Source organism: Empedobacter sp. UBA7252 (assembly GCF_002472765.1).
GTDB lineage: Bacteria > Bacteroidota > Bacteroidia > Flavobacteriales > Weeksellaceae > Empedobacter > Empedobacter falsenii_B.
Genome location: NZ_DKSQ01000080.1, coordinates 36957 through 53009, shown reverse-complemented (window position 1 = coordinate 53009; position 16053 = coordinate 36957). Strand labels below are relative to the sequence as shown.

Below are 16053 nucleotides of genomic sequence, written 5' to 3'. Positions count from 1 at the left end.
GATATTGAAACAAGTTCAATATAACTTCGATAAATTAAGATCTATTTTCAATAATAAATTAAGGGAGAATTTCAAGTTGAATTCAATTCAGCTTCTCATCACTTTAAAAACTAAATCAACCTCACGACATTACGAATTAAGTCAGCTTGGTTCTAGACACTTTGTTTACAACATAAAAAAGCCATTACAAACCGTAATGACTTTATATTTTGATTAAAACCTTATTTTTAAATGGATTTCTGATAAATATAATCATCCATAATATATCCATTTCCAATGTCAAATGTTTTTGATTCCATATTCTTGAAACCATTTTTCTCATAAAAACGAATTGCTTTCGCATTGTGTTTATTCACCGTTAAATGAACAGCTTTTGCTCCTTTTTCTCGCGCATAATCTACAACTCTATTCAACATCAATTGTCCAATTCCTTTGGTTTGATTAGACTCTTTCAAGTAAATTTTGGATAAGAAAACAGTATTATTTTCATCTAATTTGTAATGCAAATAACCAGACGGAACATTATCAATTTTCAGGATTTCCCAAACATCTCCATTTACAATTCCTTCGTTTACTTTATCAGTATTATACATCATATCAATCATATAATTGATTTGATCTTGTGATAACAAATCCTTGTAACATTCGTTCCAAATCTCATTTGCCAAAGGTTGAACTAAATGAATGTTTTTCTCATTAATAGTGTGAAAATGAGGATAAACGTCCAATTTTACTGGATTTATTTTTTGATTAACTTCTAAATTTTGTAGAATTTCATCTTTACGTTTATCAATTTCGACTTCTAACATTTGCAATGTCCATTTACGCTTTAATGAATTGTAATAAAACATTCCGATACCAATGTATAAAAAGACTTGTACAGCAATTGACACATAATTTTCGGCCAAAAATTTATTCATTTTAAGGCTATTTTCCATCAAATTATCCATAGATGAACTATTAAAATTAACACCGATATCAATAATTCCTGAAGCAAACAATAAAACAAATACAAAAGAAAAAGCAATCTCACCCGCTATGTATAATCCTACTGCTGATAAAACCGTTTTTAATTTATCCTTTTTGAAAAATTTTGCTAAGAAATAGAACTGAAAACTAAATATGATGATTAGAAACACTGTTTATTATTTTTTATGTCTCACAAAAATACGAAAAATATGCCCGCAAACATTTATATTTGTATGAAACATATCAAAACAAAAAGTGATTTATTATGTATAGCGATAAATTTCAAAACTACTTACAAACGCAATTGAATGATTTAGAAGAACAAGGATTATTCAAAAAAGAACGCATCATTGCTTCTCCTCAAAGTGCAGAAATTACATTAGAAAATGGTAAAACATTACTTAATTTTTGTGCGAACAACTATTTAGGATTATCTGATAATAAAGACGTTATCTCAGCTTCTCAAAAAATGTTAGATGACCGCGGATACGGAATGTCTTCGGTTCGTTTTATTTGTGGTACGCAAGATGTACACAAACAATTAGAGAAAAAAATCGCTAATTTCTTAGGAATGGAAGATACGATTTTATATGCTGCTGCTTTTGACGCAAATGGTGGTGTTTTTGAGCCTTTGTTTACAGAAGAAGATGCTATTATTTCTGATGAATTAAACCACGCTTCTATTATTGATGGTGTTCGTTTATGTAAAGCTGCTCGTTATCGTTATAAAAACAATAATATGGCTGATTTAGAGGCTCAATTAATTGTAGCTTCAGAAAAAAATCATCGTTTCAAAATTATTGTAACAGACGGAGTTTTCTCTATGGATGGTATCGTTGCAGACTTAAAAGGTGTTTGTGATTTAGCTGATAAATACGATGCTTTGGTAATGGTTGATGATTCTCACGCAACTGGTTTTATTGGAAAAACTGGACGTGGAACACATGAGCACAACGAAGTAATGGGACGTGTAGACATCATTACATCTACTTTAGGAAAAGCTTTAGGTGGTGCAATGGGTGGATTTACTTCTGGTAAAAAAGAAGTAATCGAAATGTTACGTCAAAAATCTCGTCCATATTTATTCTCTAACTCTTTAGCTCCTGGAATCGTTGGCGCTGCTTTGCAAGTGTTAGAAATGTTAGAAAATGACACAACTTTACGTGATAAAGTAATGTGGAATGCTGAATATTTCCGCAAAGAAATGGTTGCTGCTGGTTTTGATATTCCAGAAGGTGATGCTGCAATTGTACCTGTTATGTTGTATGATGCAAAATTATCTCAAGTAATGGCAGACAAATTATTAGATGAAGGTGTTTATGTAATCGGATTCTTTTTCCCTGTTGTTCCTCGCGACAAAGCACGTATTCGTGTACAATTATCAGCTGCACATACAAAAGAGCAATTAGATCATACAATTGCTGCTTTTACAAAAGTTGGTAAAGAATTAGGAGTGATTAAATAAGAATTTGTTTTTTCAATATTATATTAGCGACTAAATATTTTTAGTCGCTTTTTTTATATATTTAACTTATGCTTTTCAAAAATAAAACATATCAAATAACGACAAATCTTTCTGATCAAGAAGTTTTTAAAATACTGAATGATAATACAGAAGAAAAAAGAATTCGTTTTTCTAAAAGTAAATATGAATTTGAAGGGATAGTTTATAAAGATCATTTCAATTTGATGAAAACGATTAGCGGACGAAATAGTTTTAATCCTCAAATTATTGGTCATTTCAATACCAACGACAATAAAACCACTATTGTTTACAATTTAGAATTAAACTCTTTTGTTTCAATATTTTTCATTGTTTGGATAAGTATTGTGACTTTATTTTTTATAATCTCACTTTTTCAAATTATTACTAATGGAATTCATAATTTTTTACCTTTAATTTCTATTCCGATGTTATTTTTTGGATTCATATTATATTTTGTTGCTACAAAAATGTCTGAGGATAAAATCACTGAAACTTTTGAAAAATTATTTCAAGAAAAAGTTCAAGAAGTAAAATAATTCAACGCCACGAATTGTCTCTCAAAATCCTTACTTTTACAACAACTCAACGAAAGAAAATTTCAAAATGGCTCAATTCATAGAAAATGTTGTAAAAGATTTAGTCCAAAATCAAAAAAACTTTATCAACACCACTTTAGTTTTACCAGGAAAACGTCCCATGTTATTCTTCAAACAAGAATTTCAGCGTCAAGCGCAAAATATCATTCTTCCACAAATGAAAAGTATCGAAGAATTGATGAGCGAACTTTCTGGTTTAGAAATTATTTCTGGAATTAATCTATGGTTCAAAGCGTATCAAGCCTATAAAAAAATCGTTGACAAGCCTGATTCTTTCGAAGATTTTATCAAATGGGGACCAACTGTTTTGAAAGATTTCGATGATATCGATGCTTCTTTGCAACCTGCGCATAAAGTTTTAGACTATTTGATTTCGGTAGAACGAATTAGTCAATGGGGAGATGGAAAAATTGAGATTGGGAAAAATGAAATCATTCAAAATCACTTAACGTTTTGGGGAATTGTTTCAAAATTATATTTTCAATTACAACAAGATCTGTTGGATTCGAAAGAAGGTTATGCTGGGATGGTTTTTAGAATCGCAAGTGAAAAGGTTGAAGAGATTGTCGAAAACAGAACTTCACATTATGTTTTTGCTGGTTTTAATGCCTTGACAAAAGCAGAACAAGCACTAATTTTTCGATTAGAAAAAGAAAAATTAGCCACTTTATATTGGGATGCAGATAAATATTATTACGAAAATCCGAATCAAGAAGCTGGTTCTTTTCTAAGAAAATACAAAGAAAAAATAAAACCTATCAATTGGGTGGTTGATGAATTTTCGAGACCAAAAAATTTACAGACAATTGGTGTCGCAAAACAAGTTGGACAAGCAAAATATATTGCAGATTTAATTAGAAATCTCAACGAAGATGAGATAAAAAATACCGCGTTGATTTTGGCTGATGAATCTATTTTACCAGCAATTCTCAATTCGTTGCCCGAAAATATCACACATCTCAACATTTCGATGGGAATTCCGTTACGTTCTGTTCCGTTAGCGCAATTTTTCAAATCAATTTTTGAGTTGCAAATGAATCGGGAGAAGTTAGGAAAAGGAACCATGTTTTATTTCAAAAATGTCTTACAAATTCTTGAAAATAAAACATTATCTCTTTTTAGCACAGAAGAAAGTCGAAGATTAATCGGTGATATTCGTTTACAAAATAGAATATTTAATTCTCAAAATTCGATTCAAAATGCCTTAAGAGAATCAATCTTTAAATCTATTTTTCATATTCCGAAAAGCATCACTGAATTTATTCATCATCTAAAAAATTGGACAGACGAATTACTGCATCATCCTTCGATGAACGATTTGTTGACAAAAGAATATTTGTTCTTTTTCAAAAAAGTTTTCAATCAATTGCACGAAAATTTGTTGAGTGTTGATGATATCAAAGATTACAGAACCTTGTTTTTATTGTACAATAAAATCGTTTCTTCCGAGACAATTTCCTTTATTGGAGAGCCTTTGAAAGGTTTACAATTGATGGGATTATTGGAAACTCGTTTATTGAATTTCGATAATATTATCATGACTTCTGTGAATGACGAAATTTTGCCTTTGGGACGACAAAACAATACATTTATTCCGTATGACATTCGCAAACAAATGAAATTGAATACATTTACCGAAAATGATTCGATTTATGCATATCACTTTTATCGTTTGATTCAGCGTGCGAAAAACGCTTATTTCGTGTACGATACCGAAGCTGACGGAATGGGTTCTGGAGAAAAATCTCGCTTTTTGGCTCAAATCAAATTTGAAAGTAATCACGAAGTGAAAGAAACTTTTGCTGCTCCAAGTTTTGTTACAAAACCTTTGAAAGAAATCATTGTTCCTAAAACTGACGAAACAATGGCTAAACTTCAAAATTGGGCTGAATATGGAATTTCACCTTCTTCACTTTCGACATATTTACGCAATCCGTTAGATTTTTATGAACAACGTGTTTTTAATGTAAATGAAGTCGAAGAAGCCGAAGAAATTGTAAGCGCAAGAACGTTAGGAAACATTGTACACGGAGCTTTAGAGGATTTGTACACGCCTTATATTGGACATATTTTGCATGAAAATGATTTCAAAAATATCGAAAAAATAAAAGATAAAACCTTACAAAAACATTTTAGCAAAGAATATAAAGATGGGCATTTAGATAAAGGACCAAATTATTTGATTTATAAAATTGCAGAGCGAATTGTAGATGGCGTTTTGTCTAAAGATACAACTACTGCAAAAGAAAATGAATTTGTTATTCGAGCTTTGGAGAGCAAGCTCGAAGTTGATTTTACACTTACAAATGGCAAAATTGTAAAACTGAAAGGGGTGATTGATAGAATTGATTCTGTCAATAATCAAACTCGAATTATTGATTACAAAACTGGTTATGCGAAAGATATTTCGGTTAAAACCGAAGAAATAGAAACCGTTTACAAAAAAGAAGATAAAGCCAAACAATTGCAATTAATTTTCTATGCTCATTTATTTTATGCAGACAAAAAAAATCTAAATAAAGACATTGAATTGTGTATTTATCCGATCAAATTTCCAAATAAAGATTTAATTAAACTTTCGGTTGATAAAAATACAACCATCGATTATTCGATTGTCGAGAATTCTAACGCGCCAATGTCAACATTAATTGAAGAGATTTTAAATCAAGAAATTCCGTTCAAACAGCCAGAATAGTACACAATACACTATAAAGAAAACCCTTTATAAATACTACATACAAAGGGTTTTATATTTTATTTGGTGTATAAATTGATTTATATTCTTAATAATTTGCTAAAAAATAGTAGTTTTGGAAAAGTTTAAAATCGCATAATGAAAAACAATAAACTTTTTATAGCTATTATTATTGCCCTTCTTATCGGGGTTGCGCTTGGAGGATATGTACATTATAATACCTCGCCAGAATTTATTAAAACATTTTCGACTAACATAAAACTTCTTGGTACTATTTTTATTCGTCTTATTCAGATGATTATTGCGCCTTTAGTTTTCTCAACATTAGTAGTTGGTATTGCTAAAATGGGTGATATGAAAATGGTTGGACGTGTTGGTGGACGTGCAATGGGTTGGTTTATCACAGCTTCACTTACTTCTTTGGTGATTGGTGCTATTGTTATCAATGTAATGAAACCTGGAGAAGGATTGAATATTGAAATCGATTCAAGTTCTGCTCAAGATTTATTAAAAGGTCAAGCTTCGCTTACATTAGAACATTTCATTACACATATGATTCCTAAATCTGTTTTCGAATCATTTGCAACAAATGAAATCTTACAAATCGTTGTTTTCTCTATTTTCTTTGGTGTCGCAATGGCAGCTTATGGAAAAGAAGGCGAAATGATTACGAAAGCGTTAGATAAAATTTCGCATATCGTTTTAATCATGGTTGGATATGTAATGTGGACTGCGCCATTAGGAGTTTTAGGAACTATTTCTGCTGCTATTGCAACGTACGGATTCGGTATATTCTTACTTTATGTTAAATATTTAATCGCCTTCGTAATTGGTATTTTGCTTCTTTGGGCTGTTTTAATTTTGGTTGGATATTTCATCTTAGGAAAACGAGTAATCGACTTATTAAGACACATCAAAGCGCCATTATTAATCGCTTTCTCTACAACTTCATCAGAAGCTGTATTCCCAAAATTAGTTGAAGAATTAGAAAAATTTGGGGCTCAAAAGAAAATTATTTCGTTTACTTTACCGCTCGGATATTCCTTCAATTTAGATGGATCGATGATGTACATGACGTTCGCGTCGCTATTTATCGCGCAGGTTTATGGAATTCACATGCCGATCGAGAAACAAATTTTGATGTTATTAGTCTTAATGCTTACTTCAAAAGGTGTTGCAGGTGTGCCAAGAGCTTCATTAATTGTAGTGGTTGCAACTTGTTCGATGTTTGGAATTCCACCAGAAGGAATCGCATTGATTTTACCAATCGACCATTTCTGTGATATGGCTCGTTCGATGACGAATGTTCTTGGAAATGCTTTATCGACTGTTGCAGTTGATAAATGGGAAGGACACGTCGCAATTGAGCAAACATATACACACGATGATGATCATCACAAAGCTTAAATAAATTGCTTTTCAAAAATATTACAAGAAATGCGACCTGATTAAGGTCGCATTTCTTGTAATAATCTCATTCGTTAACCGATTACAATTCGTTATAGTTAGAGAATTTAGGATGAACAATTCGTTTCCATTCCGGATGTTTCTTGATGTAGGCATATACATAAGGACAATACGGAAACAAAGGATTTTTATGTTCCTCCAAATAAACCAATGTTTTTTCAACCAAAGCAGCAGCAACGCCTTTTCCTCCTAATTCTTCAGGAACTTCGGTATGAATCAATTGATAATATCATCTTCTTCTTTATAATCTATAAAAGCGATGTATCCGTCTACATTCAGCTCAAAACGAAAAGCTGATTCATTTTTTACAACCTGTAAAGGAATTAATTCTTCATTCATATTATTTCTTTTTTTATGACAATAATCCGATAAAAATCTGTTTTCAGAATTGATATACATCAAAAAAGCAATCAAAAACTTTGATTGCTTTTTCCTAATACTTTATACTGATTTCAACTCTATTAATGTTATTTCTGGCCAAACACCTACTCTTCCTGGGTAAAAATGATAACCAAATCCGCGATTTACATTGATAATCTTTCCTTCAAAATCATAAAAACCTGCCCATTGCGGATACACATATTGCGCCGGACTCCAACGCAAACCAATTTTCGGAACTTCAATTCCTAATTGCATTCCATGCGTATGTCCAGACAAAGTCAAGTCAAAATGTTTCGGATGATTTTTCAATATCTCATTCCAATGCGAAGGATCATGAGACATCACAATTTTAAAATCTTCTGTATTTACATAATTCGAAGCTGCATCAATATCACCTAATTTCTTAAATCGTGTTCCCCAATTCTGAACGCCAATCAATGCAATTTTTTCACCATTCTTTGTAATAAATCGGTTTTCATTCAATAATAATTTCATTCCAATCTTAGGGAAAATCGCTTTAATTTTCTCAAAATTATCTTGCTTTTCTTCCTCCGTTTTCCAATCCGAATATTCTCCATAATCATGATTTCCTAGCACTGCAAAATTTCCGTGCGGCGCTTGTTTTATTTTAGAAAAAACATCGTACCATTTGTCCATTTCCCAATGAAAATTATTCACAATATCACCCGTAAACAATAGTATATCAAACTCTTGTTGATTAATTAAATCCACTGCATATTCTATTTTCTCACGATTGTCCAAACTTCCCGAATGAATATCCGTTATATGTAAAATCTTGAAACCATCAAACGATTTTGGTAAACGTTGATATGCCAATTTTTTCTTGATTACCTTGAAATTATATTTTCCTAAAGTCATTCCATAAATCAAACTAAAAAAAGGTATTGAAGCTACTATTAATCCAGAAATCATTACAAATTTTCGACGAGAAGGTAAATAAGAATCTTCTTTTGTTTGATGATTTGTTGCACGATTAAATAGCCACCCAAAGCCTCTAAAAATATCTTGAACCAAGAAAAATAGAACCAAAATAATTCGAGGAAAACCAAACAACATAAACAAACCTGTTGCCCACATTGTCGTTTGCGTTTGACCAACATTACGATCAAAAAAGATTAGATTATATCCAAAATTACCCAAAACAAGTAACCACAAAAGCATATTCCCGAAAAGAATATACTTATTTTGAATGAATTTTTTAAAATTATAATACAGGTAAATTTCAAGTACGATTGAAATAATTATTGACGTGATAACACTATAAACAAACATTATTTTATTTGATTTTGAACAAAAATAAAAGAAATCTTTCTAACAGTGATTTATTATTAAATTCTTAACAGAACATTATAAAATTTATAGATGATTCTACACAAAAATTTGCGTGATAAAAACGTAACTTTGTAGCATATTTTTAAGCATAAATTATGAAAAATAGACTACCTGTAACGGTACTTTCTGGATTTCTTGGAAGCGGAAAAACGACACTTCTTAATCATATATTACACAATAAAAAAGGACTAAAAGTAGCAGTTATCGTGAACGATATGGGCGCAGTAAATATTGATGCGCAAATGGTTTCTCGCGAAAATGATTTAATTCAAACGGATGAAAAATTGGTTGAATTAAGCAACGGTTGCGTTTGTTGTGAATTACGAGAAGATTTGATCGTAGAAATAGAGAAGTTGGCACAATCAGGGAAATATGATTATTTGGTTATCGAAAGTTCTGGTATTTCTGATCCAGGTCCTATTGCGCAGTCATTGGATTTTGTTTCGCCAGATGGTAAAATTGATTTGCCAAAAGTTGCGCGTTTAGATACGTTGGTAACTGTAGTTGACGCTTATAATTTCTTCAAAAATTTAGGAACTGATGAAGATGTTTTTGATCGTGGTTTCACAGAAAATAGAGACGATAATCGTCCGATTGTAAATCTTTTAATCGATCAAATTGAATTTTCGAATGTGATTATTCTAAATAAAATGGATTTGGTTGAAGAAGAAACGTTGATGAATATTGAAGCGTTTGTGACAAAATTAAATCCTTCTGCTAAAATAATTCCTGCAAGTTTTTCTCACGTTGAATTAACTGAAATTTTGAATACCAATCTATTCGATTTCGAAAAAATTCAGGATATAGACGCCTGGGTAAAATTATTAGAAGAGCAAGAAAAAGAGGAACATCACCATCACCATCATCACGACCATGATCAAGAATGTGGCGAACATTGTACACACGAACACCACGATCATTTGGAAGAAAAATATGGAATGACTTCTTTTGTTTACAGACAAAAAATTCCATTTCATGCAGAACGTTTTTTAACCTATTTGAATGATAATTTTCCAGCAACAATTTACCGTTCAAAAGGTTTATTTTGGTTAGCAAATCGTCCTGATGAAGCTATTTTCTTGAGTCAAGCTGGTGGTAGTATCCGAATTGATCCTGCGGGGGCTTGGTGGTGCTCGATGCCATATGACGAAAGAATTCAGTTTGCAGCGTATCAATTTAATCAAAAAACGATTGAAGCCAAATGGTCGAAAGAATGGGGAGATCGAATGATAGAACTTGTTTTCATTGGACAAGGTTTGGATAAAGAAAAAGTTACACAAGAATTAAACTCTTGTTTGCTGAATGAGCAAGAAATTGCTGAATGGCAAGCAAAACATAATTAAAATAAAAGAGCCTTATTTCGAATTGAAATAAGGCTCTTCTCTTATCATCCTTGTTCTAAAGATTTAAATAGATTTATTTCATTTATCAAATTCACTTGTTCTTTTCTAAGGCTCGGTTAATTACAAACAGCTATGTTTATCCTATCCCGAGGACTCAGTTGATTGTAAACAGATGTGTTTGTAATAAAATCTTCTTGACAAACATTACAAACAAGTATGTTTGTAATAAAATTTGGAACGGATATTTATATTTTTTGTTTTTGATTGAATGAATAAATCAAGTAAAACAAGAATGGTAAAATAAATATCGAGCCGAGTAATAATGCCCAAGCTAACATATTTATCGTACTCAACGCACCGTAATCTGTTAATAAAGATAATGTTGAACCATCTTTAAATAATACCAAATTTGGAAAATGCGAATAAGTTGCCGCAAATAAAATCATCATCACAATAATTCCTGCGTAAACTTTCAACAAAGAATCCTTCGCTTTATTTAAGGCTGAAAGTAATAATACAATCGAAATTGAAGCAATTGCAATTGCGATATAACCGTAAATTTCTGATGTTATCCAACTAAATAATGGAATGTTTTTCCAAAGTGAAACTGCAAATACCAATGCACCAGCAACAAAAATTAAAGCTGTATAAAGCTTCGCACGTTTTCTTAAAATCACTTTATCTTCTTCGTTTTTAACAGTTTGAATTGAATAAACCGAAGCCAAGAAAGCACAAATCACAACAGTAAAAATTCCAACTGAAAAATTAAACCAACTTAGCCACGAAAATATATATGCATCTTGAAACGAAAATGCATTATCATCAATACTTCCTGAAACGATAGATCCTGCAATTATTCCCAAAAACAAAGGCGTCACAACACTTGAATAGGTAAAAATGACATCGTACAGATTGTGCCATTTATCATTGATTGCATCATAATTTCTAAACGTAAACGATGTTCCACGCGCTATGATTCCTAACAACATAATCACTAACGGAATATGTAAATAATTAGAAACATCTGCATAAACCTTAGGAAAACCGACAAACAAAATTACAATGGCAATGATTAACCACATATGATTTGCTTCCCAAATAGGTCCAATCGAATTGTACATAATCTTCTGCGTACGTTTTTTGTAACTCTTTTCAGAGAATAATTCGACAATTCCAGCACCGAAATCTGCTCCACCTAAAATTAAATATAAACAGATGGCAACCCACAAAAATGCTATTACTACGTAAATCATACTTAATGTTTTTCTGGTTTATAATTTGGATCTTCTGGATCGTAAAGCTTCGCAACCATTTGTATTTGTCGATTCATTAAGAACACTAAAATAATGGACAATGTAATGAATACAAACGTGAAAATGTAAAACGAATATTGTATTCCTGGCATTGGCGTGATGGAATCTACCGTTCGCATAATTCCGTAAATAATCCACGGTTGACGACCGACTTCTGTTACCGTCCAACCTGCTTCTAAAGCGATGTATCCGAAAGGTGTCGCAATCATAAACAATTTATAAAACCAGCGTTTTGTTCGCCAATCTTTCTTAAAAAATTGCGCAATCAAATAAATAACAGCTATTCCCATCATCAACATTCCGAATGTTATCATAATCTGAAAAGCATAATGTACAACTGCCACAGGCGGCCATTCATCTTTCGGAAATTCTTCTAGACCTTTTACAGGTGTTTTGAAATCTGAATGAACCAAGAAACTCAATACACCCGGAACTTTTATCGCATATTTAATCTCTTCTTTTGATTCGTCCACTATTCCACCCAAAACAAATGAAGCACTTTCTTCTGTTTTGAAATGCGCTTCCATCGCAGCCAATTTAATCGGTTGACGTTTTGCTACATCTTTCGCCGAAATATCACCACTCAAAGGTGCTAACATTGCTGCTGTAATCGCTAAAACAGAACTAATTTTGAATGCTTCGCGGTGAAAATTTACATTCTTACCTTTCAAAATAAGATAAGCATGTAAACCCGCAACCGCAAATCCAGTCGCACAAAAAGCTGCAATTGTCATGTGCAACGCTTGTGAAAACCACGCATCGTTGAACATAGCTTTTACAGGATCTATGTTTAAATATTCGCCATTTATAAAATCGAAACCTGACGGAGAATTCATCCAAGCATTTGCAGCAACAACCAAAATCCCTGAAGCTAAACCACTAATCCCTACAATTACACCACAAATCCAATGAAACCATTTATTGAATTTGTCCCAACCATAAAGGAAAAAACCTAAAGCAATGGCTTCAATAAAAAAAGCTGTTCCTTCTAACGAAAATGGCATTCCGAAAATTGGTCCAGCGTGTTCCATAAATTTAGGAAACAATAATCCTAACTCAAACGAAAGCATTGTACCAGAAACTGCTCCCGTAGCAAATAAAATTGCAACTCCCTTACTCCAAGCTTTGGTTAACCCTTTGTAAATTTCGTTTTTAGTTTTGAGGTATTTGTAGTGAGCGATTGCCATCATAAACGGCATCACCATTCCAACACACGAAAAAACAATGTGAAAGGCAAGCGACATCGCCATTTGACTTCTGGCAGCAATAAAATCGTCCATAAGTAGTTGTTTATAATTTGTTTGTTGGTTAAAGTTACTAAAAAAAAGAGGCAATTCGATTTTGAATTGCCTCTTTTTATATGATTTTGATTATATGTGATTTTCAAAAATTATTCAAATAATCTACATTCGGTATTTGATAAACTTTATTACTATCAAAATTTTTAATTTTATTACCCCTTACCATAATTCTTTTAGTTCCAGACTCTGTTGAAAAAATAATTTGAAAATCTTCATCAAAATTTTTAGAATCTATTTGTTTAGCTTTATTTAAAATAACTAAAAGTTGTTTTATCTGATTGTCATTTAATTGTTTTATTTCTGAAAATTTTCCATTTGAATTACTATCAGGTCTTTCTAATATAACTTCTTTAATTTCATTAATATTAGATGGATAATTTAACCTATCAATATTTGAACATGAAATTATAAATAGAAAAAGTAAAACAATCTTGATATACATCTTAATAAAATTGATTTTCTATTTAGCTGTCGCAGGAACTAACCACTTGAATTGTGGTCCTACTTCAGGAATTACAATACGTTGCGAAATTCTATCCATTCTATCTGGGAATTTCATGATATAATCTCTTGCTTTTTCAGCCTCAGCATTCAATCCAGAGATTTTATCTAATTGCCAAGCTTCAATTAATTTTCGCATAATATCGATGTAATCAAACGCTGTGTACACATTAATGCGTTGCGCTGCATCTGAAAACGCATCAAACAAAGTTCCTCTTTCTTCACCAGAAGCTCTTAAGAAATGCGCTGGCATTACAATTTTAAGTTTGAACATATGTTGAACAGCTAACATCATTTCAGAAGGATCAGCTTCGAAGATACGACGAACGAACTCTGTGTAAGCTAAATGGTGACGCATTTCATCTCCTGCAATAATTTTACACATACGCGATAATTTTTTCGCTCCGTATTTTTTTGCAATTGCTGATACATTATTGTGCGATACATAAGTTGCTAATTCTTGAAAACTTGTGTAAACAAAGTTTTTGTAAGGATCGTGTGCTGTTCCAATGTCGAAACCGTCATTTATCAAATGTTGCGTTGTTACTTCAACCTCGCGCATATTGATACGTCCTGATAAATACAAAAATTTATTCAAAACATCACCGTGACGATTTTCCTCTCCTGTCCAATGGCGAATCCATTTTGCCCAACCATTTTCTAGGTAATTTCCTTCTTCATCTACCACACCGTCCATTTGCATCAACCAAGATTCGTAGGTTGGCAAAGCTTCCTCGGTAATGGTATCACCAATCAATGTAATCCAGAAATCATCTGGCAAATCTTTCGAAAGCTCTTGTAATTCTTTGATTTCGTCAAAAAAAGAATCTGTTTGAGAATTCGGTAAAAAATCTGTTGGTTGCCAAATTTTATCGGCTGGAACTAAGAATTTGTCCATATAAGCATCAATATCTTTCTCAAGAAATTGCATTACTTCCAGGCGAACATTATTTATTGACATATAATTATTTTATGCGGTTATACTACTTTTTACAGTTTTTTCGGTAAGCTCGAATATTTCATCAAACTTATAGTCACTCACTTTTAAGGGTTTATGGTATTGTATCGTTACTTTCGCGCCCAAATACATCGGGAATTTACCCCACTTTTCTATTTCCCACGTATTATTTAGCGTAACGGGAACAACATAAGCGTCTTTAGCATATTTCGTCAAAACTTTCAATCCATTTTCTTTGAAAGCCTTTGGTACTCCATTTTTGCTTCTTGTACCTTCTGGAAAAATAATAGCTGAATAATTATTTTTCTGAATGTATTGCGCTAATTTTTTTATTTCCTCTATTGCTTGTTTTCCGTTCTTACGATCGATTAATGCAGAACCTCCATGCGTTAAATTGTACGATACACTGGGAATTCCTTTTCCCAATTCTATTTTCGAAATAAACTTAGGATGATAATCAGCCAAATCATATTCCAACGGAGAAATATCATACATACTTTGGTGATTACTCACAAAAATCAATGGTACATTTTGTTTCAAATTTTCTCTTCCTTTATAGGTATACGTTGTACCTAAAATTCTTGTCCAAAAAACCAAAAGACCATTCATCACTTTTACACTTTTGTGATGAGCAGCATAACCTCCCAAATTGTAGCACAACCATTGCACAACATGCATTACCAACAACGTTAATCCATAAAAAATATAAAAGATTATAGATAACGGATAACTTAAAATTTTCTTCAACATTAGAAATTTAGACAAATTTAATAAAAAATTATGCTAAGCATAATATATTTTTCTAGGCGATTTACTTTATTAATTTCAAAGTTAACTTTTCTTGATGAGCTTCATCATAAAAAGTAATTTGATTTGATGATTTTACTTTAAAATATGCAGTTTTTTGCAAATTTTGAATCAAATTTTGAGGAATTTCGCAATCAGAATTCACTTGTTTTAAATGATTAAAAATTATAGCTTGATCTATTTTGGTATAATCAGCCGTAATAATTCCGCAAACCGTTTTCATTACCATTTTTTTCGTTGCATCTTCAAAAATAATGTAATCTCCTCCATCATTTATATTCCATTTACCCGACAAATCGCTAATTTCTGAAGTCACAACTTTAGTTTCGGAAACTGTTTTGGTTGGTAAACAACTTGTTAATCCTAAAACAAAAAACAAAAGTATTGCTTGAATTGTATATTTCACGTGGTTTTATTTGTAACGAAGGTAGAAATATTTTGAATATTACGGATTGATTTTTTAAATATTCAATTTTATTAAGAAATTTGTTCTCTAAATAAGAAACAATGGCGAACACAAAGAAAGGAGAAGTTTTTACTGATCAAAATAACATCAAAAAAGTAAAAATAGAACGAAAACCAAGTTTTCCTAAAATCTATATTTTAACCGATGATTGTCAATTCGTGGAAGATGGTTTGTACGAATTAGATTTTTTTGAAACGCCAAGTGTGACTAATTTCAAATCTAAATTGAATCCAACTATTCCTGCAATTAACTTTAAACAATTGAGTGAAAAAGGAAAAGATTTTTTACAATAATATGCTGAAATAATTTTCTCTAAAAACACAATTAAATAACAACACAATATCCATTGTTGAAAAAATAGAATTCTACATTTTTTCTCCTACTTTCCTTCGAGGTTTCTTCGACCGTTGTTCGACG

General features: G+C 31.7%; 14 protein-coding genes and 1 pseudogene. 6 read left to right on the top strand and 9 right to left on the bottom strand.

The genetic code is table 11. The annotated features are described in order from the left end of the window. Window positions 1-227: 227 nt before the first annotated feature. On the bottom strand, window positions 228-1139 hold the full coding sequence (locus B2X73_RS11745; RefSeq protein WP_286495590.1) for a GNAT family N-acetyltransferase: 912 nt from the start codon (window positions 1137-1139) through the stop codon (window positions 228-230). A 95-nt stretch (window positions 1140-1234) separates the two neighbouring features. Between B2X73_RS11745 and kbl the strand changes: the two genes are divergently transcribed. The 4 genes from kbl (at window position 1235) to B2X73_RS11725 (ending at window position 7153) form a co-directional block, all read left to right on the top strand. Continuing rightward, complete coding sequence (gene kbl / locus B2X73_RS11740; RefSeq protein WP_114999975.1) at window positions 1235-2434, top strand: glycine C-acetyltransferase; 1200 nt, start codon at window positions 1235-1237, stop codon at window positions 2432-2434. A gap of 68 nt (window positions 2435-2502) precedes the next feature. Continuing rightward, a complete protein-coding gene (locus B2X73_RS11735) occupies window positions 2503-2991 on the top strand; it encodes a hypothetical protein (RefSeq protein ID WP_221855776.1) in 489 nt (162 codons plus the stop codon). A 67-nt stretch (window positions 2992-3058) separates the two neighbouring features. Then, window positions 3059-5746, top strand: a complete 2688-nt coding sequence (locus B2X73_RS11730) for a PD-(D/E)XK nuclease family protein (RefSeq protein WP_291047085.1) — start codon at window positions 3059-3061, stop codon at window positions 5744-5746. 138 nt (window positions 5747-5884) lie between these two features. Next, complete coding sequence (locus tag B2X73_RS11725; protein WP_280037926.1) at window positions 5885-7153, top strand: dicarboxylate/amino acid:cation symporter; 1269 nt, start codon at window positions 5885-5887, stop codon at window positions 7151-7153. An 82-nt stretch (window positions 7154-7235) separates the two neighbouring features. On the opposite strand, the pseudogene B2X73_RS11720 reads toward B2X73_RS11725, so the two are convergent. Together B2X73_RS11720 and B2X73_RS11715 are read right to left on the bottom strand one after the other, a co-directional pair. After that, window positions 7236-7552, bottom strand: a pseudogene (locus B2X73_RS11720) (GNAT family N-acetyltransferase). A gap of 102 nt (window positions 7553-7654) precedes the next feature. After that, window positions 7655-8776, bottom strand: a complete 1122-nt coding sequence (locus B2X73_RS11715) for a metallophosphoesterase (RefSeq protein WP_312066987.1) — start codon at window positions 8774-8776, stop codon at window positions 7655-7657. Between the two features lie 266 nt (window positions 8777-9042). Here B2X73_RS11715 and B2X73_RS11710 point away from each other — a divergent pair, with 266 nt between their 5' ends. Further along, the gene (locus tag B2X73_RS11710; protein WP_284583857.1) at window positions 9043-10290 is read left to right on the top strand and encodes a GTP-binding protein; all 1248 of its coding nucleotides are present in this window, start codon (window positions 9043-9045) and stop codon (window positions 10288-10290) included. Window positions 10291-10535: 245 nt separating this feature from the next. On the opposite strand, the gene B2X73_RS11705 is transcribed toward B2X73_RS11710, so the two are convergent. The 6 genes from B2X73_RS11705 to B2X73_RS11680 form a co-directional block, all read right to left on the bottom strand. Then, on the bottom strand, window positions 10536-11543 hold the full coding sequence (locus tag B2X73_RS11705) for a cytochrome d ubiquinol oxidase subunit II (protein WP_284583858.1): 1008 nt from the start codon (window positions 11541-11543) through the stop codon (window positions 10536-10538). 2 nt (window positions 11544-11545) lie between these two features. Next, on the bottom strand, window positions 11546-12883 hold the full coding sequence (locus B2X73_RS11700; RefSeq protein ID WP_114999963.1) for a cytochrome ubiquinol oxidase subunit I: 1338 nt from the start codon (window positions 12881-12883) through the stop codon (window positions 11546-11548). Between the two features lie 103 nt (window positions 12884-12986). Then, window positions 12987-13346, bottom strand: coding sequence for a hypothetical protein (locus tag B2X73_RS11695; protein WP_125350396.1), 360 nt, complete (start codon window positions 13344-13346; stop codon window positions 12987-12989). An 18-nt stretch (window positions 13347-13364) separates the two neighbouring features. After that, window positions 13365-14366: an acyl-ACP desaturase gene (locus B2X73_RS11690; RefSeq protein WP_286495596.1), complete on the bottom strand. Its 1002-nt coding sequence runs from the start codon at window positions 14364-14366 to the stop codon at window positions 13365-13367. Window positions 14367-14375: 9 nt separating this feature from the next. Beyond that, window positions 14376-15110 (bottom strand): lysophospholipid acyltransferase family protein, encoded by a 735-nt coding sequence (locus B2X73_RS11685; protein ID WP_125350403.1) that lies wholly within the window; start codon window positions 15108-15110, stop codon window positions 14376-14378. Between the two features lie 64 nt (window positions 15111-15174). Continuing rightward, window positions 15175-15576 carry a hypothetical protein gene (locus B2X73_RS11680; protein WP_221855789.1) on the bottom strand — a complete coding sequence of 134 codons (402 nt, stop codon included), beginning with the start codon at window positions 15574-15576 and terminating at the stop codon, window positions 15175-15177. A 101-nt stretch (window positions 15577-15677) separates the two neighbouring features. Here B2X73_RS11680 and B2X73_RS11675 point away from each other — a divergent pair, with 101 nt between their 5' ends. Then, window positions 15678-15929 carry a hypothetical protein gene (locus B2X73_RS11675; protein WP_219034183.1) on the top strand — a complete coding sequence of 84 codons (252 nt, stop codon included), beginning with the start codon at window positions 15678-15680 and terminating at the stop codon, window positions 15927-15929. Window positions 15930-16053: the final 124 nt, after the last annotated feature.

Excerpts from the sequence above, each read along its gene's own strand:
- B2X73_RS11735 (WP_221855776.1), top strand. The coding sequence starts at position 2,503 with ATGCTTTTCAAAAATAAAACATATCAAATAACGACAAATCTTTCTGAT.
- B2X73_RS11715 (WP_312066987.1), bottom strand. The coding sequence starts at position 8,776 with ATGCTTTTGTGGTTACTTGTTTTGGGTAATTTTGGATATAATCTAATC.
- B2X73_RS11710 (WP_284583857.1), top strand. The coding sequence starts at position 9,043 with ATGAAAAATAGACTACCTGTAACGGTACTTTCTGGATTTCTTGGAAGC.
- B2X73_RS11725 (WP_280037926.1), top strand. The coding sequence starts at position 5,885 with ATGAAAAACAATAAACTTTTTATAGCTATTATTATTGCCCTTCTTATC.
- kbl (WP_114999975.1), top strand. The coding sequence starts at position 1,235 with ATGTATAGCGATAAATTTCAAAACTACTTACAAACGCAATTGAATGAT.
- B2X73_RS11730 (WP_291047085.1), top strand. The coding sequence starts at position 3,059 with ATGGCTCAATTCATAGAAAATGTTGTAAAAGATTTAGTCCAAAATCAA.
- B2X73_RS11705 (WP_284583858.1), bottom strand. The coding sequence starts at position 11,543 with ATGATTTACGTAGTAATAGCATTTTTGTGGGTTGCCATCTGTTTATAT.
- B2X73_RS11690 (WP_286495596.1), bottom strand. The coding sequence starts at position 14,366 with ATGTCAATAAATAATGTTCGCCTGGAAGTAATGCAATTTCTTGAGAAA.
- B2X73_RS11675 (WP_219034183.1), top strand. The coding sequence starts at position 15,678 with ATGGCGAACACAAAGAAAGGAGAAGTTTTTACTGATCAAAATAACATC.
- B2X73_RS11695 (WP_125350396.1), bottom strand. The coding sequence starts at position 13,346 with ATGTATATCAAGATTGTTTTACTTTTTCTATTTATAATTTCATGTTCA.
- B2X73_RS11700 (WP_114999963.1), bottom strand. The coding sequence starts at position 12,883 with ATGGACGATTTTATTGCTGCCAGAAGTCAAATGGCGATGTCGCTTGCC.